At 65.4% G+C, this 21,290-nt stretch carries 26 protein-coding genes and 1 tRNA gene; 19 read left to right on the top strand and 8 right to left on the bottom strand.

What is annotated here, in order from left to right; genetic code table 11:
• The first annotated feature begins 8 nt into the window (after positions 1-8).
• Positions 9-299, top strand: a complete 291-nt coding sequence (locus LAQ73_RS00130; RefSeq protein WP_224269235.1) for a tautomerase — start codon at positions 9-11, stop codon at positions 297-299.
• 25 nt (positions 300-324) lie between these two features.
• Here LAQ73_RS00130 and LAQ73_RS00125 read toward each other — a convergent pair whose 3' ends face one another.
• Positions 325-702, bottom strand: coding sequence for a VOC family protein (locus LAQ73_RS00125; protein WP_224269234.1), 378 nt, complete (start codon positions 700-702; stop codon positions 325-327).
• A gap of 97 nt (positions 703-799) precedes the next feature.
• On the opposite strand from LAQ73_RS00125, the gene LAQ73_RS00120 reads away from it, so the two are divergent.
• From LAQ73_RS00120 to LAQ73_RS00085, 8 genes are all read left to right on the top strand, one after another.
• Positions 800-1,234 (top strand): universal stress protein, encoded by a 435-nt coding sequence (locus LAQ73_RS00120; RefSeq protein WP_224269233.1) that lies wholly within the window; start codon positions 800-802, stop codon positions 1,232-1,234.
• The gene (locus LAQ73_RS00115; RefSeq protein WP_224269232.1) at positions 1,231-2,040 is read left to right on the top strand and encodes an SDR family NAD(P)-dependent oxidoreductase; all 810 of its coding nucleotides are present in this window, start codon (positions 1,231-1,233) and stop codon (positions 2,038-2,040) included. The genes LAQ73_RS00120 and LAQ73_RS00115 overlap by 4 nt, the downstream gene beginning before the upstream one ends.
• Positions 2,037-3,545 carry an MmgE/PrpD family protein gene (locus LAQ73_RS00110; protein WP_224269231.1) on the top strand — a complete coding sequence of 503 codons (1,509 nt, stop codon included), beginning with the start codon at positions 2,037-2,039 and terminating at the stop codon, positions 3,543-3,545. The genes LAQ73_RS00115 and LAQ73_RS00110 overlap by 4 nt, the downstream gene beginning before the upstream one ends.
• Positions 3,546-3,670: 125 nt before the next feature.
• On the top strand, positions 3,671-4,876 hold the full coding sequence (locus LAQ73_RS00105) for an acyl-CoA dehydrogenase family protein (RefSeq protein WP_224269230.1): 1,206 nt from the start codon (positions 3,671-3,673) through the stop codon (positions 4,874-4,876).
• A 30-nt stretch (positions 4,877-4,906) separates the two neighbouring features.
• Positions 4,907-5,575, top strand: coding sequence for a MaoC family dehydratase (locus tag LAQ73_RS00100; protein WP_224269229.1), 669 nt, complete (start codon positions 4,907-4,909; stop codon positions 5,573-5,575).
• Complete coding sequence (locus LAQ73_RS00095) at positions 5,572-7,017, top strand: acetyl-CoA hydrolase/transferase C-terminal domain-containing protein (protein ID WP_224269228.1); 1,446 nt, start codon at positions 5,572-5,574, stop codon at positions 7,015-7,017. The genes LAQ73_RS00100 and LAQ73_RS00095 overlap by 4 nt, the downstream gene beginning before the upstream one ends.
• A 147-nt stretch (positions 7,018-7,164) precedes the next feature.
• Positions 7,165-8,226: a TAXI family TRAP transporter solute-binding subunit gene (locus LAQ73_RS00090; protein WP_425601135.1), complete on the top strand. Its 1,062-nt coding sequence runs from the start codon at positions 7,165-7,167 to the stop codon at positions 8,224-8,226.
• A 194-nt stretch (positions 8,227-8,420) separates the two neighbouring features.
• A complete protein-coding gene (locus LAQ73_RS00085) occupies positions 8,421-10,448 on the top strand; it encodes a TRAP transporter permease (RefSeq protein WP_345778409.1) in 2,028 nt (675 codons plus the stop codon).
• 187 nt (positions 10,449-10,635) lie between these two features.
• Here the strand turns inward: LAQ73_RS00085 and LAQ73_RS00080 are convergent, their stop codons facing one another.
• Entirely contained in the window at positions 10,636-11,001 is a 366-nt protein-coding gene (locus tag LAQ73_RS00080) for a hypothetical protein (protein ID WP_224269225.1), read from the bottom strand.
• Between the two features lie 148 nt (positions 11,002-11,149).
• Here LAQ73_RS00080 and LAQ73_RS00075 point away from each other — a divergent pair, with 148 nt between their 5' ends.
• On the top strand, positions 11,150-11,383 hold the full coding sequence (locus LAQ73_RS00075) for a hypothetical protein (RefSeq protein WP_224269224.1): 234 nt from the start codon (positions 11,150-11,152) through the stop codon (positions 11,381-11,383).
• A 39-nt stretch (positions 11,384-11,422) separates the two neighbouring features.
• Here LAQ73_RS00075 and LAQ73_RS17780 read toward each other — a convergent pair whose 3' ends face one another.
• Entirely contained in the window at positions 11,423-11,794 is a 372-nt protein-coding gene (locus LAQ73_RS17780) for a glycoside hydrolase family 15 protein (RefSeq protein ID WP_425601113.1), read from the bottom strand.
• Between LAQ73_RS17780 and LAQ73_RS00070 the strand changes: the two genes are divergently transcribed.
• Positions 11,687-11,962, top strand: coding sequence for a hypothetical protein (locus tag LAQ73_RS00070; protein ID WP_224269223.1), 276 nt, complete (start codon positions 11,687-11,689; stop codon positions 11,960-11,962). The genes LAQ73_RS17780 and LAQ73_RS00070 overlap by 108 nt on opposite strands.
• 104 nt (positions 11,963-12,066) lie before the next feature.
• Here the strand turns inward: LAQ73_RS00070 and LAQ73_RS00065 are convergent, their stop codons facing one another.
• Positions 12,067-12,525, bottom strand: a complete 459-nt coding sequence (locus LAQ73_RS00065) for a DUF6069 family protein (protein ID WP_224269222.1) — start codon at positions 12,523-12,525, stop codon at positions 12,067-12,069.
• 128 nt (positions 12,526-12,653) lie between these two features.
• Here LAQ73_RS00065 and LAQ73_RS00060 point away from each other — a divergent pair, with 128 nt between their 5' ends.
• The 3 genes from LAQ73_RS00060 (at position 12,654) to LAQ73_RS00050 (ending at position 14,737) form a co-directional block, all read left to right on the top strand.
• The gene (locus LAQ73_RS00060) at positions 12,654-13,073 is read left to right on the top strand and encodes a winged helix-turn-helix transcriptional regulator (protein ID WP_224269221.1); all 420 of its coding nucleotides are present in this window, start codon (positions 12,654-12,656) and stop codon (positions 13,071-13,073) included.
• A gap of 490 nt (positions 13,074-13,563) precedes the next feature.
• Complete coding sequence (locus LAQ73_RS00055) at positions 13,564-14,007, top strand: VOC family protein (protein ID WP_224269220.1); 444 nt, start codon at positions 13,564-13,566, stop codon at positions 14,005-14,007.
• An 88-nt stretch (positions 14,008-14,095) separates the two neighbouring features.
• The gene (locus tag LAQ73_RS00050; protein WP_224269219.1) at positions 14,096-14,737 is read left to right on the top strand and encodes a class I SAM-dependent methyltransferase; all 642 of its coding nucleotides are present in this window, start codon (positions 14,096-14,098) and stop codon (positions 14,735-14,737) included.
• 234 nt (positions 14,738-14,971) lie between these two features.
• Here LAQ73_RS00050 and LAQ73_RS00045 read toward each other — a convergent pair.
• Positions 14,972-15,046: transfer RNA gene (locus LAQ73_RS00045), tRNA-Arg, on the bottom strand.
• Between the two features lie 97 nt (positions 15,047-15,143).
• On the opposite strand from LAQ73_RS00045, the gene LAQ73_RS00040 reads away from it, so the two are divergent.
• From LAQ73_RS00040 to LAQ73_RS00025, 4 genes are all read left to right on the top strand, one after another.
• On the top strand, positions 15,144-15,995 hold the full coding sequence (locus tag LAQ73_RS00040; protein WP_224269218.1) for a geranylgeranylglycerol-phosphate geranylgeranyltransferase: 852 nt from the start codon (positions 15,144-15,146) through the stop codon (positions 15,993-15,995).
• Positions 15,996-16,132: 137 nt separating this feature from the next.
• Positions 16,133-16,735: an RAD55 family ATPase gene (locus LAQ73_RS00035; protein ID WP_224269217.1), complete on the top strand. Its 603-nt coding sequence runs from the start codon at positions 16,133-16,135 to the stop codon at positions 16,733-16,735.
• A gap of 57 nt (positions 16,736-16,792) precedes the next feature.
• Positions 16,793-17,215: a CoA-binding protein gene (locus tag LAQ73_RS00030; protein ID WP_224269216.1), complete on the top strand. Its 423-nt coding sequence runs from the start codon at positions 16,793-16,795 to the stop codon at positions 17,213-17,215.
• Positions 17,216-17,285: 70 nt separating this feature from the next.
• Positions 17,286-17,585, top strand: a complete 300-nt coding sequence (locus tag LAQ73_RS00025; RefSeq protein WP_224269215.1) for a DUF7964 domain-containing protein — start codon at positions 17,286-17,288, stop codon at positions 17,583-17,585.
• Between the two features lie 7 nt (positions 17,586-17,592).
• Here the strand turns inward: LAQ73_RS00025 and LAQ73_RS00020 are convergent, their stop codons facing one another.
• The gene (locus tag LAQ73_RS00020; protein ID WP_224269214.1) at positions 17,593-18,573 is read right to left on the bottom strand and encodes a PLP-dependent cysteine synthase family protein; all 981 of its coding nucleotides are present in this window, start codon (positions 18,571-18,573) and stop codon (positions 17,593-17,595) included.
• A 117-nt stretch (positions 18,574-18,690) separates the two neighbouring features.
• Entirely contained in the window at positions 18,691-19,065 is a 375-nt protein-coding gene (locus LAQ73_RS00015) for a DUF5798 family protein (protein WP_224269213.1), read from the bottom strand.
• 120 nt (positions 19,066-19,185) lie between these two features.
• On the opposite strand from LAQ73_RS00015, the gene surE reads away from it, so the two are divergent.
• On the top strand, positions 19,186-19,974 hold the full coding sequence (surE, locus tag LAQ73_RS00010; RefSeq protein ID WP_224269212.1) for a 5'/3'-nucleotidase SurE: 789 nt from the start codon (positions 19,186-19,188) through the stop codon (positions 19,972-19,974).
• 57 nt (positions 19,975-20,031) lie between these two features.
• Here the strand turns inward: surE and LAQ73_RS00005 are convergent, their stop codons facing one another.
• On the bottom strand, positions 20,032-21,099 hold the full coding sequence (locus LAQ73_RS00005; RefSeq protein WP_224269211.1) for an aminotransferase class I/II-fold pyridoxal phosphate-dependent enzyme: 1,068 nt from the start codon (positions 21,097-21,099) through the stop codon (positions 20,032-20,034).
• Positions 21,100-21,290 lie beyond the last annotated feature (191 nt).

Genomic DNA, 21,290 nt, shown 5'->3' with positions numbered 1-21,290 from the left:
CGGAAGAAATGGCCACGACCGCCGGCCACGTCGCCGTCGTCGTCAGAGAGCACCCGCCGACGGCGATGTCGCTCGGCCGCGCGGTCGACGGACCGATAGCGACGTTAAACGCGGATATCCGACGCGGACGGTCGTTCAAGCGCCGCCGGACGTTCGCGCTCGCGGTCGTCAACTGGCTCGAAGTCGCGTGGGACGTTCCGCGCCCGAACGTGAAGGTCGCCTTCACCGAACACGAGGGGCACGACCTGATGGGTGCCGACCGCGTCGGCGGCGAGTGGCCGCCCGAAGAAGAACGGTAACGAGGGGAAACGGCGTATCCGCCGTTCAGACCCGCTCGACGAGTTCGACGACGTAGCCGTCGGGGTCTTCGACGAAGGCGACGCGGCGGTCGATGTCGGTCATCGTCGTCGGGTCGGTCACGACCGGCGGGTCGCTGTGGTCGACGAGGCGCTCGAACGTCTCGTCGGTGCTGTCGACGCCGACGGCGAGGTGGTCGAAGCCGCCACCGGGGCCGGTCTGGCCGTCGCCCTCGGGGTCGTACTTGAACTGGAACTCGCCGTGCTCGCCGCCGACGTAGACGTTCCGAACGCCGTTGCTCGTGAACTCCCAGTTGCGTTCGAGACCGAGGCCGTCGACGTAAAAATCGAGCGTCTCGTCGATGTCGGAGACCCAAAGCGCCGTGTGAATAACGTCGTTCGACACGTCCGAGGGTCTCGCGTCGGTCGCATAAGCGTTAGCGTCGCTGCCACTCCCGCCGCGGGCGAATAGTTAATAACGAATCGTTTACGATTCGAGAGTCATGTACCGCGTTCTCATGGCGGTCGACGGCGACGACGGCCGACTCGACGCACAGCTGCGGACGCTCGGAGACCTCCCCGGACGCGACGAACTCGCGGTGACGGTGCTGTACGTCCACGAGGAGATAGATGTTCCGGCGGACGAGGCCGGTCGCTCGATTATCGACGCCATCAACGAGGATATCGAGTCACTGCAGGGCGTCCCCGAGACGGTCGGCCGCGCCGTCTCCGAACTCGAAGCGCTCGATGTCCCGACCGACTCGGCGACGGCGCGGGGCGACCCCGTCCCGTCGATTCTCGACGCCGCCGCCGAACTCGACGCGGACGCGATACTCGTCGCTGCTCGGACGCGGAGCCCGGTCGGCAAGGCGGTGTTCGGCAGCGTCACCCAGGGCGTCATCCTCGACGGGGACCGACCGGTCTTCGTCGCGAAGTGACCGTGGACCTCGAACTCGATGGCCGACGCGCGCTGCTGTTCGCCGCGAGCAAGGGGCTCGGACGCGCCGCAGCCACGGAGCTCGTCCGGGAGGGGGCGCGGGTCGCGGTCGCCTCACGCGACCCGGACAATCTCGCCGACGCCCGCGACCATCTCGTCGATGCGGCCGGCGGCGACGCCGGGGCGGTAGAAACTCTCACCTGCGACCTCGCGGACCCGGCGGCCATCGAGGAGACGGTCGACGCCGCCGTCGACGCGTTCGGCGGCCTCGACGTGCTCGTGACGAACCACGGCGGCCCGCCCGTCCAGTCCATCGAGGAGACCGACGTGGAGACGCTCGACCGCACCTACGAGCGCGTCCTCCGGAGCACCGTCGTCGCGCTCCGCGCCGCGCTCCCCCATCTGGTCGAGGGCGACGGCGGGTCGGTCGTCAACGTCGTCTCCGCGACCGCCGCCGAACCGCTCCCGGGCGACGTCTTACAGGCGGCGTTCCGACCGGGTATCTACGCGCTCTCGAAGAGCCTCGCGGACGAGTATGGACCCGAGGGCGTCCGCGTGAACTGCGTCTGTCCCCGCGGCATCGTCACCGATAGACTGGAGGAGAAGATTCGTCTGCTCGCCGAAAGGGAGAACATCTCGGTCGCGGCGGCCCGCGAGCGCCGTGCGGCCGAACTCCCGGTCGGGGAACTCGGCGACCCCCCGTCTTTCGGGCGGGCCGTCGCCTTCCTCGCGTCGCCCGCCGCCGGTTATATCACGGGTGAGACGCTCGCGCTCGACGGCGGGTGGCTCGGGGGGATGTCGCCGTGAGCGCCGACGGAGCCGAGGGTGGAGAGACCGCCGGAACCGCCGCCGAACGGCTCGCGGAGCACGCACTGACCACGGAGTTCGGCGACCTCTCCAACGAGGTTCGGGCGGCCGTCGGGAAGCATCTCGCCGACTGGACGGGCCTCGTCGTCGGCGGTGCGGCGCTGGCGGAGTCCTCGGAGAGCGTCTCGGCGGCCGTCGAGGCGCTCGCCGGTGGTCGGCGAGCGGTCGAAGGCGACGGAACCGCCGGAACCGCTGGAACCGCCGGAACCGCTGGAACCGCCGGAACCGGCGGCGAAGCTCCCGACGGCGGCGGTCTCTCGACCGACTTCTCGTCGGGAGCGCGCATCGCCCCCGACCGCGCCGCGCTCGCCAACGGAACGTACGCCCACAGCCTCGACTTCGACGACACCCACCGGGCGTCCTCGCTCCATCCCGGCGCGCCGGTCATCGCGGCCGCGTTAGCCGTCGGGGAGGCCGAGGGTGCGGGCGGAGCGGAACTGGCGACGGCCATCGTCGTCGGCTACGACGTCGCCTGCGCGCTCGGGCGGGCCGTCAACCCCGACGCCCACTACGGACGCGGTTTCCACATCACGGCGACCTGCGGGACGTTCGGCGCGACGGCCGCGGCGGGTCGGCTCCGCGGCCTCTCGCGTGACGAACTCGCGGCGGCGTTCGGCGTCAACGGGAGTCAGACCGCCGGGTCGCTGCAGTTCCTCGCAAACGGCGCGTGGAACAAGCGGCTTCACCCCGGCCTCGCCGCCTCGCGGGCCGTCGTCGCCGCCGAGCTCGCCGCGAGCGGATTCCGCGGCGCGGCCGCGCCCATCGAGGGCGACCACGGTTTCTTCGCCGGGTACACCGAGAACCCGGAATCGGAACATCTCGTCGACGTCGACCCGGGCCGCGCGCTCCTCGAGACGGCGCTGAAGCCGTACCCCTGCTGTCGGTACACGCACGCCGCGATCGACGGCCTGTTGGAGCTGACGGATGAGGTCGACCCCGCGGACGTGACCGCCGTGCGCGTCGACCTCCCGGCGTCGGGCGTGACGCTCACCGGCGACCCCATCGACGCCAAGCGGCGGCCGTCGAACTTCGTCGACTGCCAGTTCAGTATGCCGTTCGCCGCCGCACTCGCGCTCTCGGAGGCGGACGCGGGGCTATCGGCGTTTCTGGACGCGCAGGGCCGACTCGACGACCGCGAGCTCCGCCGGCTGATGGACGCGACGGCGGTGACGACGACCGACCGCACGCGGTCGCGGTTCCCCAAGACGTGGGCCGCGGGCGTCGAAGTGGAAACCGAGTCGGGAACGCACGAGCGCTTCGTCGAACACGCCCGTGGCGAACCCGAGCGCCCGCTCTCCGAGGAGGCCGTCGCGCGGAAGTTCGAAGAGCTCGCGGCCGCGGCCGGCTGCGACCCCGACGTCGCGGCGGCGGCGCTCGACGCGTGCCGCAGGTTAGGACGGGACGGCGACGCGCCGTACGAGGCGCTGCGCGCGCTGAGCGGGTAAGCGGCGGGTTCTCTCGGCCGCGTTCGGCGACGGTGCGGAGACGCCGTCGTCTCCGGGAGTTGAGAAGTGGCAGAGAATGTATCCCATCCGCATATTTATACCCGGTTCAGTTACACACACGAACGATGGTGAATTATTTCGCGAACGAACTGGCGCTCACGCCGACCCAGCGGGCCGTTCGCGACGAGGTCCGGGAGGTCTGTAGCCGGTTCGACGACGCTTACTGGCGCGAATACGACGCGGAGGGGGAGTATCCCTACGAGTTCGTCGACGCGCTCGCCGCCGAGGGTTGGCTCGGCGTCCTGCTCCCCGAGGCGTACGGCGGAAAGGGGTACGGAACCGAGGAGGCCGTGGCGATGATGCACGAGATAGCCGCCAGCGGCGCGGGCTTCAGCGGCGCGCAGAGCGTCCACGCCGCCATCTACAACTCCGCGCCGCTCGTCAAGTACGGCAGCGACGACCTCAAGGAGGAGCTTCTGCCCCGCGTCGCCGACGGCGACGCGTGGATCCAGTGTTTCAGCCTCACCGAACCGGAGGCGGGGTCGGACTCGACGGCGATGACGACCGAGGCCGTCCGCGACCGAGACGAGTACGTCGTCAACGGCGAGAAGCTCTGGACCTCCCGCATCGACGTGAGTGACTATCTCGTGCTCGCCGCCCGCACGACGCCGCGCGACGAAGTCGAGAAGAAGACGCAGGGCGTCTCGCTGTTTCTCGTCGACATCGAACGCGGCGTCGAAGAGGGGAGCATCCTCTTAGAGGAGATAGAGAAGACCGTCAGCGGCGTCGTCAGCTCCTTCCGCGTCACCTACGACGACCTCCGCATCCCGGCCGAGAACCTCATCGGCGAGGAGGGCCGCGGTTTCTACCACGTCCTCGACGGACTCAACGAGGAACGACTCGTCATCGCTGCGGAGGCGGTGGGCCTCGGCGAACTCGCCCTCGAGAAGGGCGTCGCCTACGCCGGCGACCGCGAGGTGTTCGGCCGCCCCGTCGGGCAGAACCAGGGCGTCCAACACCCGCTGGCGGCCGCCTTCGCCCGCGTGCAGGCCGCAAAGCAGTTCACTTTCGACGCGGCGACGCACACCGGCGACGAGGACCGCAAAGCCGTCGGCGCGTGGGCGAACACGGCGAAGTATCTCGCCGCGGAGGCGGCGTTCGACGCCGCCGACGCCGCCGTCCAGGCCCACGGGGGCCGCGGCGTCGCCCGCGAGTACGATGTCGAGCGCTACTTCCGGGAGGCGCGGCTCACCCGCCTCGTCCCCATCACGCAGGAGCTCGCGCTGAACTATCTCGGGGAGAACGTGCTCGAGCTCCCCCGGTCGTACTGAGAGCGACAGCGAACACACCGAAACCAACCAATGACAGACGAACTCACCGATTCGACGCAGGAACCGACGCCGACGACCGACCTCACGCCGGCAACCGACGGCGGAACCGACGAGAACGCATCGACCGACACGCGCCTCGTCGAGGGTTGGCAGGGGCGCTACTACGAAGATTTCACCATCGGCGACGTGTACAAACACCCGTTCGGCCGCACCGTCACCGAGACGGACAACGTCTGGATGACGAACGTCACGATGAATCTCAATCCGATGCACTTCAACGAGGCGTACGCCGCCGAGACAGAGTTCGGTGAGCGCCTCGTCGACGGGACGTTCGTCATCGCGCTCGCCGTCGGGATGAGCGTCATCGACGTCTCCGTCAACGCCACCGCGAACCTCGGCTACGACCGAATCCGCCACCACGCGCCCGTCTACCACGGCGACACTATCTTCGCCGAGAGCGAGGTGCTGGAGAAGCGCGAGAGCTCCTCCCGGGACCACGTCGGCATCGTCACCACGGAACTGCGGGCGTACAATCAGGACGGCACGAAGGTGCTGTCGATGGAGCGCACGCCGATGGTGTTGAAGCGCGAGTACGCCCAGCCGACCGCGGCGCAGCCGCCGGGGTGGCCCGAAGGAATCGGCACGCAACCTGAGAGCGGCGAACGCGGCGATAGCCCCGCCGGGTCGACCGACGAATGACCGGTGACCGCATCGCCGACGGCCTCCCGGTCGTCTCGGCCGAAGCCGCCGCCGAGCACATCGGCGGCGACGATACGGTGCTCGTCAGCGGCTTCGGCGGCGTAGGGTACCCCAAGCGCGTCCTCGTCGCGGCGGCCGAGGCCGACCGCGAGATGTCACTGACGGTCGTCTCCGGCGGCGGCGTCGGCGGCGAGGTCGACGACGTACTCATCGAGGCGGGCAAACTCGCGCGCCGCTACCCGTTTCAGACGCGGCGCGCCTCCCGCGAGGCCATCAACGAGCGGCGCGTCGAGTTCCACGACCGCCACATCTCCCGCCTCGGCGACGAGGTCCGCCTCGGCCACCTCGGCCACCCCGACGCGGCCGTCATCGAAGCCGTCGCCGTCGGTGAGGACTGGCTGATTCCGTCGACCTCCATCGGCCACACGCCGTCGTTCGTCGCGGCCGCAGATCGCTTGATAGTCGAGGTCAACGGCGCACAGCCGCGGGCGCTCGAACGCGTCCACGACGTCTATCAGCGAGACCTCCCGCCGAACCGTGACCCGATTCCGGTGTCGGAGCCGACCGAGCGCGTCGGGTCGGCGCGCGTCGAGTTCGACCCCGAAAAGCTCGTCGCGGTCGTCGAGACCGACCGAGCGGACGACCCCTACGAGTTCCGCGACCCCACCGAGGCGGACCTCGCCATCGCCGACGAACTCGGCGCGTTCCTGGAGGCGGAACTGGAGCACGACCCGACGCTCGCGGAGGCCGTCCACCTCCAGTTCGGCGTCGGGAGTCTCGGCAACGCCCTGATGGGCGAGCTCTCAGGCATCGACTTCGGCGACCGCGAGGTCGTCTACTTCGGCGAGGTGTTCCAGGACGGCCTCCTTGACGCGCTCGACGAGGGGCTGCTCTCGGGGGCGAGCGCGACGTCGCTCGCGCTGTCGCTGGAGGGCCAAGAGCGGCTGTTCGAGGAGATCGACCGCTACGCCGACGACGTGGTGCTGCGTCCGGCGGACGTCTCGAACAACCCGGCGCTCATCGAGCAGTTCGGCGTCGTCGGCGTCAACAGCGCGGTGGACGTCGACCTCTACGGAAACGCCAACGCCACGCACATCGGCGGCACGCGGATCGTCAACGGCATCGGCGGCGGCGGCGACTTCAACCGCAACTGTCGACTCGGCATCATCGCGCTCCCGTCGACGGCCGCCGGCGGCGACATCTCCCGAATCGTCCCGACCGTGTCGCACGTCGACCACACCGAACACGACCACTCTGTCGTCGTCACCGAGTACGGCGTTGCGGACCTCCGCGGCGCGAGTCCGGCCGAACGGATGGACGCGCTCATCCAGGTCGCTCACCCCGACTTCCGCGAGCGCCTTCGAGCGTACCGCGACCGGGCGTTCGAACGCGACGGCCACGTTCCCTTCGACGCCGACGCCGCGAACGAGTGGCTCGACTGACTCCTTCGTTCACTCGCAAACGAGGAAATCGGTGCCATTGACGGCGTGAAACCGTCGAAGAATATGACGATGGCATCAAAGTTAAATAAAGGAAAGACAATTAACGTCCGCATGACTGACGACCAGCGTATCGATAGACGTGACGTACTGAAGGGAGCGACGACCCTCGGCGTAATCGGTCTCGCCGGATGTTCGGATTCTGGTGGCGGCGGTGGCGGCGGTGGCGGCGGTAACGGCAGCGGCGGCGGCGACGGGGGAAACTACGAGATCGTCATCGGCGGAACGTCCTCAGGCAGTTCGACGCAGCAGGCCGGGCAAGCGCTGGCGCGGGCGGCGAGTCAGCACAGCGATATCCTCGACATCTCCGTGCAGGTGACCGACGGGTGGACGGCGAACCTCTACGAGTTCGACAGCGGGAACCTCTCGAGCATCGGCGTCGACAACAACTCGCTGTCGAAGGCGATGAACGACAATGGACCATTCGCCGAAGACCCCGTCGACAGCATGCCGATGCAGGGGTTCATCTTCACCAGCCTCGAAATCTACTGGGTGGCTATGGAGGGGTCGGGCATCGAGTCGACGGCCGACCTCGCCGACGGCGGCTACACCATCTACCCCATCCAACCCGGCTTCGGGACGCGCCTGCTGACCGAGGAGATTATCCGCAAGGCGGGGCTCTGGGAGCCGAACGACATCCTCAACCTCGACACCAGCGACATCGCCGGTGCCGTCGAAGAGGGCAGAGCCGACGCGCTCTGTATCTACGGCGCCAACGGGAAGGAGCTCTCGAGTTGGGTCCAGGAGGTCGACGTGCGGAGCAACGGCGAACTCTACGCCATCGAGGTCGACGACAACTTCCGACAGACCATCGAAGACACCCCCGGCGCGCTCCTCACCGAGTTCGAGCCGTACGGCTGGGAGCAGGACGTGACGCGAGTGACCGACCAGGTCACCTCGTGGGCGCTCGCCGGCCAGTGGGCGTTCGGCCCCGACGTTCCGGCGGAGGCGACCAAGGAGGTCGCCCGCCTCTCCAGCGAACACTGGCAGGCCATCCAGCAGGCCGACCCGACGGCGCTCGACCACTCCGGCGTCGAGTCGATGACGCAGGCGGTCATTCCGGACCTCGAAATCCACCCCGGCGTCGCCGACTACTGGGAGGAAAACGACGTCTGGAACGACGAGTGGACGCGCGGCGAGACCAACGAATAGCTTTGTAAGAGCGCGTTTTTGGATACCTCACGAACAATGCACATAGACAGTCGAGGCGACCAGCGGCGGTGCATCGGACGACGCGAACACACCGGCGGTGAGGACAGATGAGCCAAGCGAACGTCGGTGACGGCGAGACAGAGGTCACAGAGGGGATCGACCAAGAGCAGCCGGGCGACGCCGAACCGGTGTCGATGCGGAATCTTCTGATCCTGTTTTCGGTCTTCTTCTGGGGACTCGTCATCTGGTACGCCTACACGCAGATGATACCCCGCGGTCAGTACGGCGTAGTTTTCCTCGGCGGCATCCTCGAACTGTTCATCTTCACGGAACTGATGTCGCTGGCCGGTGGGGGCCGAGGACAGCTCTTCGCGGATCTGAAGCGGGCGTTCAGCCGCGAGAATCTCGTCGACACGATACCGCTGTCTCTCTCGGCTGTCGTCGTCGCCGCGACCTGTAGCTACCTCGCCGTCAACTATCAGGCGGTCGCTATCGACCGTGCCGGACGCGCCCTGCCCAACGAGTACGTCATGGCGGCCGCGTTCAGCATCGTCATCATCTACCTCACGTGGCGGGCGTTCGGTCAGACGTTCCTCATCGTCGTCCTCGCCGGCTTCGCCTACGGCTACTTCGGCATGTACGCGCCCGGACCGCTCGAACACGGCGGACTCGGAATCGAACGCATCCTCCGGACGGTCGTCATCAGCGTCGACGGCTTCTTCGGCTTCCTCACCCGCCTCGTCGCGGCGTGGATCGCGCTGTTCCTCCTGTACGCGGGCTTCTTGAAGGCGTATGGCGCGTTCGACCTCATCATGCGCCTGGCGTTCCGCTCGGCGCGGTACATCGACTCCGGCATCGCACAGACGGCGGTGCTGTCGAGTGCGGTCATCGGCTCCGTCAACGGCAGCCAGACCGCAAACGCCGGCATGACCGGATCGTTCACCATCCCGCTGATGAAGCGCAACGGGATGAAACCCGAGACGGCCGGGGCCATCGAAGCGGTCGCTTCGACCGCCGGACAGGTGCTCCCGCCGGTGATGGGCGCGGGCGCGTTCATCATGGCCTCGCTCATCACGGGCATCACCTACGCGGACGTCATCGTCGCCGGGCTGATTCCGGCGGTCATCCTCTGCGTGACCATCTTCGTCGCGGTCCACTACGTCTCCGTTCCGCAACTGGACAGCACTGACCCCGAGCGGCTCATCTCCGAACCGATGCCGCGCGCCGAGTTCCTCACCGAGGTCGTGAAGTACGGCGTGCCGCTGGCCGTCCTCATCTACCTCCTGGGCATCGTCCAGGTGACGGTGATGACCGCGGCGCTATGGACGGCCACCTCGATGCTGATCACGGGGGTACTCATCCCCGTCCTCCAGGCCGCTGCCGGTACGAGCGACGAGACGGCCGGAGCGGCGACGAAGCGCGTCGCCTGGGAGACGCTCAACGGCGCGCGCGAAGGTGTCATCGTCCTCGCGCCGGTGACCATCATCCTCGCAGCCATCAACGGCGTCGTCGACATCCTCACCACGACGGGCGTCCCAACGGCCATCTCGCTGACGCTGATGGACCTCTCGGGCGGCGTGCTGTTCGTGGCTGCCATCCTCGCGATGATCATCTGTATCGTCCTCGGGCTGGGAATGCCGACGACGGCGTCCTACACCATCGTCGCGCTCCTCATCGCGCCGACGCTCATCAACCAGTTCTTCCTCCCCGAACTCGCGAGTCACTTCTTCGTCTTCTACGCGGCCATCCTCGCGGGCCTCACGCCGCCTATCGCGACCTGCGTCGCGGTGGCCTGCGGTATCGCCGGCGGTGACTTCTGGAAGAGCTGCGTGGAGGCCATCAAGATATCCGCGCCGCTGTTCGTCCTCCCGTTCGTCTTCGTCTACCATCCCGAGATAGTCTCCTCGGAGTTCGACTTGCTCTCGCTCACGTCGGGAGCGCTTGCGCTGCTCGGCGCGGTAGCGATCATCCACGGTATCAACTACCGATTCGCGTTCGGTCGACCCATCACCTTCGGCGCACGCATCGCGTTCTTCACGACCGGCGTGCTCGCGATGCTTCACCCCTCGCGAATCGTGCAGTTCACGGCTGTCGGCGTCGCCATCGCGATGTACGTCGTCCAGTCGAGCGTCGGCCGGCCGAAACCCATCGCGACGGCTCGTTCGGTGTTCGGACTCTCCGGACGCTCGGCACCGAAGACCGGACAGACGGACCGCGAGTAAACGCTCGCTCTCTTCGTACTCCCTTCCCCTTACTTCCGTTCGAGCGCGTCTCGTCTCTCTCCCTACCTCGCGCTCGCTGGTGGCGCTCTCAGTCGTAAGGTCGGGGAGCCGAGTTAGTCGTCGGAGTATCCGAATCGACGAACTCTCGTCTGTCGTCTCGCCGCATAAAAAGCCGAAATAGGGAGTACTACCGGTTCGGGAGTCCGCGCTGCGCCGAAGCCGCGATGATGAACACCGCGAACAGGGCAACGAGGAGCCACTGACCGGTCTGCGACGTCAAGGCGTCGGCCACGACCCCCAAGAGGTCGAACCCGACCGCCTGTCCGAGCGCGAACAGCAGCAGCGCGAAGCCGATAATCGCGAGGCCGCTTCGGAGCGCCGCCTCCGCGAACCACGACGACATGCGTTCGAGCGCGCCCGGACGCTCCGTCCGTCGTTCCGCAGTCGCTGACGCGTGAGCATCGGCCGTTTCATCGGCGTTTGCTTGGTTGTTGGCGGTGCCGGACTGACGAGCGTTGTTTCGTCCGTCTCCGCTATTTCGTGCCTGGGGCATGTTGTGTTCCCCAGTCGGTGAAAGCCCCGGAAGGGCAATAGTATGGGCAACTTAACGAAGGGTCAGCGTCACTGTAGTGTCACCCGGTGAAGACGACCGTCGGCTATCGAAAAAGCTACAGCGACACCCTCGGAGTCGGAAACGACGGATGACCACCTCCGACCCGACGGAGACGCTCGCCGCGGCGTCCGGCTTTCGTCCCGTCGACGCGCCCTACGTCGGCGCGACGCTGTGGCTTCTCGGCACGCTTCTCGCGGGGTACGCCGGCTACGAACTGCTCGTCAACCAGCTGCAGTCCCCGACGCTGTGGGGCGTCTCGGTCACGCTGCTTGTGTTTTCGGTCGTCGTCCTGGGGGAGTATCTCCTCCGGACGCGCTACTGAAGCGAGTTCGATAGGACCATCGCTCGGTGTGCGACTCCTTCAGAGAGACGGGCGACGATCTGAAGTAGATCGGATTCGAGATCTCCATCCTTCGCCGTGTGTCCTTGTCCTCCTCAGTTCGCCGCATAAAAATGGGCTACAGAATTTGAATCCCAACCTTTTACGCCTCGTTCGCTCCGCCCACTCGACGCGAAATGACGTTCGGAAGAGAGGTCGTAATTTGTCTTCACCGAGCGGGTCGTGTACTAAGGAGTCGCCGTCGGAGGCACGTCGAAGGTAGATCGCGCTGTTCACGAGTCCGATATGGCTAAACGCCTGCGGAAAGTTTCCGTAGAACTCTCCGGTTCGAGGGTCGATACGCTCCGACAGCAGATATGGGGAATCGACGTGGTCGAGGACGTTCGTGAACACGTCACGGGCTTCTTCGACACGATCGGCGAGCACGAGCGCATCTACGAGTCAGAACGAACAGAGGAGAAACGTACTGGGCCTTCCGAGCGGGTATCGGGCCCGCGCGATCGGTGTACAAGCCCTTCGTCAGTCAAGAGCTCGTCCATGATACTGTCGATCGTCGCTTGAATGCGCTCGTCCTCAGGTGGGAGGAACCCGAGCACGACGGCATCGGTCGGAAATTAGAGGGGATAGAGCACGCCGTTCCGCGGGGAGACCGTATCCGTGAGCATTTATCGGGACATCTCCTTTTGGGTCGTCGCACGGGTCAAGACACCCACGATGGTGACTGCGGCGGTCACGTGCATCACCGCGAGTGTAGCGAAGACCCTCGGCGGCGCGCCGGCCAGGTCGGGTGCGAGGAACATCGCAAATGAGAGAATCAGTATCGCACCTGCGATGACGGTGAACGTCCGGTTCGGCCGGGCTGCGTAGCGCGTGACCACGCCGTACACGAGGGTCGCCCCGAGGGCGGCTACGGCCGAATTAATGACCACTGGACCCACCGCAAGCGGTCCGAATGGTCCCCCGACGAATTCAGCCGGGAAGTCAACCATCGCTACTCCGATGAACAGTACGAGTACATTCACGATGCTCACGGCGAGTAACGCGGCAATTCCGAATTTTACGAGTCGGAACACGCCGACGAACTCGTTCGTTTCAGCTCTGGTCGTGGCATTCTTGGTTGCCATATTCAACAATACATCTCCTGAAGTAATATACTACAAAGTTAGGAGTTATGGAGTAACACCACTCCTGTGTAGCTACTCACTACCTATGAAGAAACAAGCTATATGACTTCAGAAGGTAGAGCCTTCCTATGGTCGAACCACCCTATGCGGAAGAGTTCATCGAGACGATTCTCTCCAATGAGATAGCGAGACCGCCAAAATCTGAACGAGCAGAGAGAGACACTCAAACGATGTCTGCGCTTCTTAACCTGTTGGGGAAGAAACACACCATCGTGATCCTCCACCAGTTCGCAACTGGAGACGGGCCATTCAGATTCAGCGATTTAGAGGAAGCAGTGGATATCGCGCCGAATACGCTGTCAAATCGGCTTCAGGAACTCACCGCAGTTGGATTGTTAACTCGGAAAGCGTACAACGAGATTCCACCCCGTGTGGAGTACACTGCCACGGAGAAAGCGGAAGAACTTGCGCCGGTCTTCTGGTATCTCGGTGTCTGGACCGAGCGTCACGACCTCGAACCGATATCTGCAGATGGTGATTTGCAATAAATGGATGCGACGGAACCGTTTGCATACCCTCTCGTAATCATTCGACAATTGCTCTGTATGGGTGACACAGTGACCGGAGCGGATATCGATCTCTAGCAGTACTGCCAGAAAATACGCGAACGCCGGTGGAAACCTCCTGTCGTTCGATAATCGGACGAACGCAGACGTTTACCTGTTTGTGCGACAATTACTGCGCTATCTGGCGACTATCGCTGCGCAAATGTATGGGCGCTACAGGCTCCGGTTCGACTATCGAACGAATCGACCTTTCAGACGTGAGGCGGCCGAATTCGACCGTCTCAAAACTGTTGTTTCAGACAGGGAGTTGATGCTTCTACTCACCTGTGCAAGATACAGGACGTGTAGATATCGTTGGGGTTTCCTCCAATCAACCGCCGAAAACGGATTACTCCCGACCCGGTCGTCCTCGCAACTTCAGCGTTTCAGTAGCAGGTTGGTTCAATAGAGTCGAACGTCTAGAGTGCATGAGATGGAAAGGCTACGTTTCGATCATGTGGGTGTTGTCGTCGATGATCTCGACGCCGTGGCCGCGTTCTTTCTCGACCTCGGATTCGAGCGCGAGGGCGGGGCGTCGGTCGAGGGCGAGACGGTCGATAAGATCAACGGACTCGACGGCGTCCGGGCGGAGGTGGTGATGGTACGAGCGCCGGACGGCAGTGGCAGGCTCGAACTCGTCAAGTACCACGCGCCGATCGACGATGAGGGCGCACACCACTTTCCTGCGAACCGGATGGGCTTCCGTCACATCGCCATTGAGGTCAATGGCCTCGATACGATCGTTGATGGACTACGAAGCAAAGGCTTTGACACAGTCGGCGAAGTCCGTGATTACGAGGACATCTACCGGCTCTGCTATGTCCGCGGTCCGGAGGGGCTGATCGTCGAACTCACCCAACAGCTCGACTCCTCCTAACCGAACCGGCCTTCGCCGATGGATACGCAGTCGGCACGACCGTGAATATGGAACTGTCCAAGAAAAATTTCGAAGGTGGGTGGCGATAATGGACGAACCCCTTCAAGATCTCGCCGATCGGTTCTCACAGATAGCCAGTCACTACGACGACAAACACGACAGCGAAGAGAAGCCGATCTACAATGCGTGCGCCTCACTCGTCATCGACCACGCCGACCCTCGCCCCGACGACGTGGTACTCGATCTCGGAACAGGCACGGGCCTGATTGCGCTCGCACTCGCAGAGAATGCTGAGTGCGTCGTCGGGCGCGACATCAGCGAAGGAATGCTGGAGCATGCGCGGTCGAAAGCCGCTGACAACGGTATCGAGAACGTTGAATTCGGCTATGGCGAGTTCCGCGACCCGCAGTACGACGGAGAGATAGACGTCGTCGTGTCGAACTTCGCCTTCCACCACCTGACCGACGAGGAAAAACGCGAGGCCACCGAGGCCATCGCCAGTCTCGGCCCGCGCCGATTCGTCCTTGGCGACGCGATGTTCTTCAACTCGTCTGACCCCGAGGAACCATTGTTCGGCCACGGGGTTGACGCAGCAACCGTCGGCATGCTCGTGGACGCACTCACCGACGCCGGATTCGTGCTGACGGCGGTTGAGCGCGTGCACGATCAGGTGGGCGTCCTCGTCGCAGAACTGGCCGGTGACGATGCAACAGCAGACGCTGACACTTGAGCATCCATTCCGGGTGAGTGAGCGCTGACTGCGAAACTGGATTGAAGCAGTTTCGCTGGCAGAAGAGATGATTGCCCGTCAATCGGCGATTGATTTTCTCCGTAGATACCAGTTTGGACGTACGCGAATCCCGGTGACACCCACTCGCCCAATCTCCCATCGAACGAAAGCAAAAGTATGCCCGTTCCACCGGTAATACCTACGCTTTCGGGCGATTATCATCGCACAAATGTATGGGCGCTGCAGGATTTGAACCCACGGCAACTTGGTCCGAAGCCAAGCACTCTGTCCAGACTGAGCTAAGCGCCCTTCACTCTACTCGAATGCGGCGGAGTGTTTAAATGCCGTGGTTTGCCGTCGCGCTCACTCCGCGCGATTTATCAGCGCCGGTGTAACAGTGCTTGCTATGTCTCTCGGCGAGCGTTTCCGGGGTTTGCTCGACCTCACCCGACCGGGCAACACCATCGCGGCCGCGTTGCTGACGGCGACCGGCGTGTTCGTCGCCGCCCCGGACGCGTTACTCGGCGGGCAGCGAGAGGCGGTGGCGGCGGTTGCGGCGACGGCCTGCGCGACTGCCGCGGGCAACGCGGTCAACGACTACTTCGACCGCGAGATCGACCGCATCAATCGCCCAGATCGAGCGATTCCGCGCGGAGCAGTGTCGCCGCGCGGCGCGCTCGCGTTCAGCCTCCTGCTGTTTCTGGCCGCGGTCGTCGCCGCCGCCGCGCTCCCGGTCGTCGCCATCGCCATCGCGGTGACGAACCTCTTGGCGCTCGTCGCGTACACGAAACTGTTCAAGGGGCTCCCGGGCGTCGGCAACGCCGTCGTCGCGTACCTCACCGGCAGCACGTTCCTGTTCGGCGCGGCGTCCGTCGGATGGGTCTCCGACGCTGTCGTGCTGTTTCTGCTCGCCGCCGTTGCGACGTTCACCCGCGAAGTCGTCAAAGACGTCGAGGATATCGACGGCGACCGAAAGCAGGGGCTTCGGACGCTTCCCATCGTCGTCGGCGAGCGGCGGGCGCTGTGGGTCGGCGTCGCGGCGATGGCGCTCGCAATCTTGGCCAGTCCGGTCCCGTACGTCTACGGGACGCTCGGACTCGTCTACATCGTGCTCGTGGTCCCGGCCGACGCGCTCATGCTCGGGGCCGCGCTCCAGTCGTTTCGCGACCCCAGCGTCGGACAGCGGCGGCTGAAACTCGGCATGTTTCTGGCTGCTGGTGCCTTCATCGCCGGACGAGCGACGGGGGCGCTGCTGTGAGTCGACGCGGGATGGTTCCAATCAAAAAGAATAATATCGGTACACTATATGGTCTCACCATCCTATGACACCGGGTGAGGTGTTGCGCCGCGCCGACAGCGATCTCCGACCCGAACGTTCGGTGGTGAGCGGCGCGGATGTATGACCTCTCGCCGGCGCTCGACGAAGCCGTCGACCCGGGGACGAACCTGTTGGTGACGGGGCCGCCGCTCACCGGCAAACGTGCGCTCACGCTGGACATCCTCGCCGCCGGTGCCGACGGCGGCGACGGAAGCATCTTCGTGACCACCAAAGACAGCGCCACGCGCGTCCTCGACGACTTCGGCGACCGGACCGTCTATCAGGACCGACCCGTCGCCGTCGTCGACTGCGTCACCCGACAGCGCGGCGTCGGCGACGCCCGAGACGACAACCGGGTGAAGTACACATCCTCGCCCGTCGACATGACGGGTATCGGTATCAAACTCTCCGAGTTCCTCCAGACGTTCTACGCCGACCAGCGCGTCGAGCGAAACCGCATCGGCGTCCACTCGCTGTCGACGCTTTTGATGTACTCGAACCTCCAGACCGTCTTTCGCTTTCTGCACGTCTTCACCGGGCGGATTCAGAGCGTCGACGGTCTGGGGCTGTTCTGCATCGACTCGACGGTCCACGACGACCGGACGCTGAACACGCTCAAGCAGCTGTTCGACGGCATCGTCATCACCGACGAGGACGCACCGCCGACGATTCGCCTCTAAACCGGCGTTCCCCTCCGTGTCAAAGCTTTTGCTCGCAGGGCGGTAACCATCTTATCTATGCCCATCAGCGACGACGAGGGACTGCGAAGGCTGCTCGAACACGACACCGTCGCGGTCGTCGGGTGTTCGTCGACGCCCGGGAAGGACGCCCACGACATTCCGGCGTACCTCCAGGACCACGGCTACGACGTGATTCCGGTCAACCCCTACGCCGACGAGATTCTCGGCCGGGAGGCGTACGACTCGCTGGCCGACGTCGAAGAGGAGATCGACCTCGTCGACGTGTTCCGCCCGAGCGAGGAGGTCGCGGGCATCGTCGACGACGTCATCGCCCGCAAGGAGGAACGCGGCGACGTGAAAGCCGTCTGGCTGCAGCTCGACATCAGCGACGACGAGGCGGCTGCCCGCGCCGAAGAGGCGGGACTCGAAATTACGCAGGACCACTGCATGATGGTCGAACACGGCAGACTGGTGCCGTGAGTTCGGCCCGAGAACGGACGACGGAGACGGGACCACCGCGCTCTTTTTCTCGCCGGTGCTATCGCTCAGTATGAGACCGTTCGAGTCGCTGCCCGACCGAGCGCTGACCGACGCCGAACTCCGAGCGCTCCGCGGGAGCGACGCCATCACCGAAGCGGCCCCGATGGCGCTCGTCGCCCAGGAACCAGGAGTCAGGCTGCTCGCACTCCAGCGAAACGAGACGCTGTACGGACTCGGCTACGACCCCGAGGACGGGTGGACCGTCGTCACCGAGCGCCCGGCGGACGACTCGAGCGATCTCGAAGCGGTCCGCGACATCCTCCGCGGGTGGGCCGACGGCGTCTATCGGGACGCGACGCACGTCGACTGATGTTGCACTACCCTTCCCACTCCTCGAACGACCCGTAGACGCCCTTCGAGAGGTAGCGTTCGCTCGAATCGGGGAAAACCGTCACCACGGAGTCGTACGGCGCGTCGATTTCGCCCGACTGGATTCCTTCGGCCACGTCGCGCGCGACAAGACTGTTGGCGGCGCTGCTGGAGGCGACGAGGTGACCCTCCTCGGCGGCGAGCCGCTGCATCTCGGCGTGGGTGTCGCGGTCGGCGACGGCGACGACGTCGTCGACGAGTTCCGGGTCGAACAGTTCGTTCGTACTCGGGTCGTGCGTGCCGATTCCCTCGGTTTTGTACTCGCCCTCCTCGGCGTCTTTTCCTTTGAACGTCCGGTAGAGCGACCCCTGCGGTTCGACGGCGACGACGTAGGTGTCGGGATGAAGCTCGCGACCGTAGCGGGCCATCCCCATGAGCGTCCCCGCGGTGCCGCACCCGGCGACGATAGCGCCGACTTCGTCGTCGAGGGCGTCGTACACCTCGGGACCCGTCGTCTCGTAGTGCGCTTCGGCGTTGAGGGGGTTCGAGAACTGCTGGGGGACGACGGCGTCGTCGAGTTCCTCGGCGAGTTCACGAGCGCGTTCGATGGCGCGACCCATCCCGTCCTCGCTCGGCGTGTTGACGACCTCCGCGCCGAGCGCGCGCATCAACTGCTGCTTCTCGACGCTGAATCGCTCGGGGACGACGAAGACGGCGGTCAGGTCCAGTTGCCTCGCGGCGACGGCGATGCCGATGCCGGTGTTGCCCGCCGTCGGTTCGACGACGGTCCCGCCGGGGGAGACGTCGCCGCGTTCGAGCATCCGTTCGAGCATGAACTTGCCGATGCGGTCTTTGACGCTCGCGCCGGGGTTGAACGACTCCAGCTTGGCGTAGACGGGCACCTCCTCGGGGGCCGCGTGGACCGAGACCAGCGGCGTCTTGCCGATGGCCTCCAGCACCGAATCGAGCGGAGCGGCGTGGTTCGTCATGCGCTGGCAAAAGTTGCCCCCGAACCTTAGTGTTGTTATCGCTCACGGCGCGTCGGTGCGGCGGTACGTCGGCGCGCGGAGTGGCAACCCCGCACGTACTGGCGCCTTCGGACAGCGTTACGCGTTATCGGTGGTGGTCGCGCCGTTCTCCTGGGCGGACGCGCCGTCGTCTTCGGGGACTGCCGTCTCGTCGGAGTCCGTCGTCTCTTCGCTGTCCTGTTCCGCCTCGGCGTTTGCGATGCGTTCGGCTTCGGCGATGTGCGCCTCGGCGGTCACCGAGTCCACGTCGACGCCCTGCTGTTCGGCGATGGCTTCGAGAATCGCGCGCTGCTCGGCGACTTCGGTTTCGAGACTGGCGACGCGAGCCTTCGTCTCGGCGACGGTGTCCTGCGTGGCTTTCACCTGCTCGCGGACCTCGTTGAGCCGTTTGTACACGTCCTCGCCCATGTCGGCGACCTTCTGTAGCGTTCGTGCCGTACTTCCGAGTCCCATAGGGGGTCCATACGTCCGCTGCTTTGTGTGCGTTCCGACTCGCGTCGGCGCTCCGCCCCCCTCGCCGACGCCGATAACGACGAGCGGAGGGCTTTTTGGACCGCCGCGTGAGTGTTCGGCATGGATAGGCCTCGCATCCTCTTGACGAACGACGACGGCATCGAGAGCGTCGGGTTCGTCGCGCTGTACGACGCGCTCTCGACGGTGGCCGACGTCACGGCCGTCGCTCCCGCCGACGACCAGAGCGCCGTCGGTCGGAAACTGTCCCACCGCGTCGACGTGACCGAACACGAACTGGGCTACGTCATCGAGGGGACGCCCGCCGACTGCACCGTCGTCGGCCTCGGATCGCTCTGCCCGAACGCCGACATGGTCGTCGCCGGCTGCAACAAGGGCGCGAACCTCGGCGCGTACGTTCTCGGTCGTTCCGGAACCGTCAGCGCCGCCGTCGAGGCCGCCTTCTTCAGCGTGCCGGCCATCGCCGTCTCGCTGTACATCCCCGCGGGCGAACTGTCGTGGGAGGAGGCCGCGACCGACCCCGAGGACTTTCGGGAAGCGACCGACGCCACAACGTATCTCGTCGAGAACGCGCCCGACGCGGGCGTCTTCGAGCGGGCCGAGTATCTGAACGTCAACGCACCGCTGCCGGGCGAGGACCCCGCGCCGATGCAGGTCACCCGCCCGTCGACGATGTACGAGATGACCGCCGACCACGACAGCGAGAACGGCCACGTCACCCTCACCGACCGCGTCTGGACCCGGATGCGGAACGACGACATCCCGGACCCCGACGGCACCGACCGCCGCGCCATCGTCGACGGGACGGTTAGCGTCTCGCCGCTGACCGCGCCGCACACGACTGAGCGTCACGAGTCGCTCGACGGGTTGGCGGCGTCGTACAGGCGGTAACGCTCCTCGGGACGACTCGAAAGCAGTGGCTCGACACGACGACTACGGGGTTTCGTCTCAGACGTTCTCGACGTGCCGACCGACGCGTTCGAGACCCTCCTCTAACTCGGTGGTGTGCAGGCCGAATCCGAGGCGGAATCTGTCGGGGTAGCCGAACACCTCCCCCGGCGCGAGGACGACGCTCTCGGCTTTGAAGACGGACCGACAGAACGCGTTCCCCGAATCGAACCCCTCCGGAACCGTCGGGAACGCGTTGACGCCGACCGGTTCGAACCACTCCAGGTCGTACTCGTCGACGAACGCCGCGACCCGGTCGCGGTTCTCCCTCGCGTGGTCGCGGTTCTCGCGTAGAATCCCGGCTTCCCGTTCGCCGAGCGCCTGCTTTGCTATGTGCTGGCCGAGCATCGGCGGCGAGATGGTCGTGTAATCCTTCCACTTTCGGACCGCGTCGGCGAGTTCGGGTTCGGCAACGGTCCACCCGACTCGCGCACCAGCGAGGCCGTAGGATTTCGAGACGCCGGCGGTCGAGATCGCCCGCGGACCGAGCGCCGCGGCCGGCGGATGGGGGTCGTCGGCGAGCATCCGGTACACCTCGTCGACGAGCAGGTAGGCGTCGTTGTCGGCCGCGAGGTCGTACAGCGCTTCCATCGTCTCGGGCCCGAGGTACTTGCCGGTCGGATTGCTCGGGTTCGTCAGGACGACGACGCGCGTCTCCGGCCGAATCGCGTCGGCGACGGCGTCGACGGAGAGGTCCCAGTTCGGCGGTTCGGTCCGAACTTCGGTCACCGACCCGATGGCCTCGGGGACGCTTTTCAGCGACTGGTACGTCGGCGAGACGACGACGGCGTGGTCGCCCGCGTCCAGAAGCGCCATGAACGTCAGGTAGTCCGCCTCCTGGGTGCCGCAGGTGAGCACGACTTCGTCGGCGCTTCGGCCGTACCGCTCGGCGATTTGGGCTCGGAACCGCGGGTCGCCATCGGTCGGGATGACGTAGCCGAGTTCGCCGACGTCGAGGTCGAAACGGTCGGCCGGGAGGCTTCGGACGCCGCTCTCGGCGAGCATCAGGTCCGCTTGCGGTTCGTACTCGTCGAGCCATCGCTCCAACTCGAACGGCGGGAGTTCCATGCGCTGGGGAGGGACGGAGTGGCGTTACTTGTTCCGATAGGAGACTACCGCACACCGGAGAGCGGACCCGTCACGTCCCCGTCGACCGCGTCCACGGCATCAGGTACGTGCGGCGGGACTACTGTCCACGGTGGGGAGGATCTCACAAACCAGAACGCACCTCCTTCGTCGACGGTGAGATTGAACGGTTC

Source organism: Haloprofundus salinisoli (assembly GCF_020097815.1).
Taxonomy (GTDB): Archaea; Halobacteriota; Halobacteria; order Halobacteriales; family Haloferacaceae; genus Haloprofundus; species Haloprofundus salinisoli.
Note: the sequence above shows the minus strand (reverse complement) of the source record. Positions and strands in the feature narration are given on the sequence as shown.

Excerpts from the sequence above, each read along its gene's own strand:
- LAQ73_RS00095 (WP_224269228.1), top strand. The coding sequence starts at position 5,572 with ATGACCGGTGACCGCATCGCCGACGGCCTCCCGGTCGTCTCGGCCGAA.
- LAQ73_RS00050 (WP_224269219.1), top strand. The coding sequence starts at position 14,096 with ATGGACGAACCCCTTCAAGATCTCGCCGATCGGTTCTCACAGATAGCC.
- LAQ73_RS00060 (WP_224269221.1), top strand. The coding sequence starts at position 12,654 with ATGGTCGAACCACCCTATGCGGAAGAGTTCATCGAGACGATTCTCTCC.
- LAQ73_RS00085 (WP_345778409.1), top strand. The coding sequence starts at position 8,421 with ATGCGGAATCTTCTGATCCTGTTTTCGGTCTTCTTCTGGGGACTCGTC.
- surE (WP_224269212.1), top strand. The coding sequence starts at position 19,186 with ATGGATAGGCCTCGCATCCTCTTGACGAACGACGACGGCATCGAGAGC.
- LAQ73_RS00080 (WP_224269225.1), bottom strand. The coding sequence starts at position 11,001 with ATGCCCCAGGCACGAAATAGCGGAGACGGACGAAACAACGCTCGTCAG.
- LAQ73_RS00030 (WP_224269216.1), top strand. The coding sequence starts at position 16,793 with ATGCCCATCAGCGACGACGAGGGACTGCGAAGGCTGCTCGAACACGAC.
- LAQ73_RS00055 (WP_224269220.1), top strand. The coding sequence starts at position 13,564 with ATGGAAAGGCTACGTTTCGATCATGTGGGTGTTGTCGTCGATGATCTC.
- LAQ73_RS00005 (WP_224269211.1), bottom strand. The coding sequence starts at position 21,099 with ATGGAACTCCCGCCGTTCGAGTTGGAGCGATGGCTCGACGAGTACGAA.
- LAQ73_RS00065 (WP_224269222.1), bottom strand. The coding sequence starts at position 12,525 with ATGGCAACCAAGAATGCCACGACCAGAGCTGAAACGAACGAGTTCGTC.
- LAQ73_RS00075 (WP_224269224.1), top strand. The coding sequence starts at position 11,150 with ATGACCACCTCCGACCCGACGGAGACGCTCGCCGCGGCGTCCGGCTTT.
- LAQ73_RS00105 (WP_224269230.1), top strand. The coding sequence starts at position 3,671 with ATGGTGAATTATTTCGCGAACGAACTGGCGCTCACGCCGACCCAGCGG.
- LAQ73_RS00020 (WP_224269214.1), bottom strand. The coding sequence starts at position 18,573 with ATGACGAACCACGCCGCTCCGCTCGATTCGGTGCTGGAGGCCATCGGC.
- LAQ73_RS00100 (WP_224269229.1), top strand. The coding sequence starts at position 4,907 with ATGACAGACGAACTCACCGATTCGACGCAGGAACCGACGCCGACGACC.
- LAQ73_RS00035 (WP_224269217.1), top strand. The coding sequence starts at position 16,133 with ATGTATGACCTCTCGCCGGCGCTCGACGAAGCCGTCGACCCGGGGACG.
- LAQ73_RS00130 (WP_224269235.1), top strand. The coding sequence starts at position 9 with ATGGCCACGACCGCCGGCCACGTCGCCGTCGTCGTCAGAGAGCACCCG.
- LAQ73_RS00070 (WP_224269223.1), top strand. The coding sequence starts at position 11,687 with ATGGCTAAACGCCTGCGGAAAGTTTCCGTAGAACTCTCCGGTTCGAGG.
- LAQ73_RS00120 (WP_224269233.1), top strand. The coding sequence starts at position 800 with ATGTACCGCGTTCTCATGGCGGTCGACGGCGACGACGGCCGACTCGAC.
- LAQ73_RS00015 (WP_224269213.1), bottom strand. The coding sequence starts at position 19,065 with ATGGGACTCGGAAGTACGGCACGAACGCTACAGAAGGTCGCCGACATG.
- LAQ73_RS00040 (WP_224269218.1), top strand. The coding sequence starts at position 15,144 with ATGTCTCTCGGCGAGCGTTTCCGGGGTTTGCTCGACCTCACCCGACCG.
- LAQ73_RS00025 (WP_224269215.1), top strand. The coding sequence starts at position 17,286 with ATGAGACCGTTCGAGTCGCTGCCCGACCGAGCGCTGACCGACGCCGAA.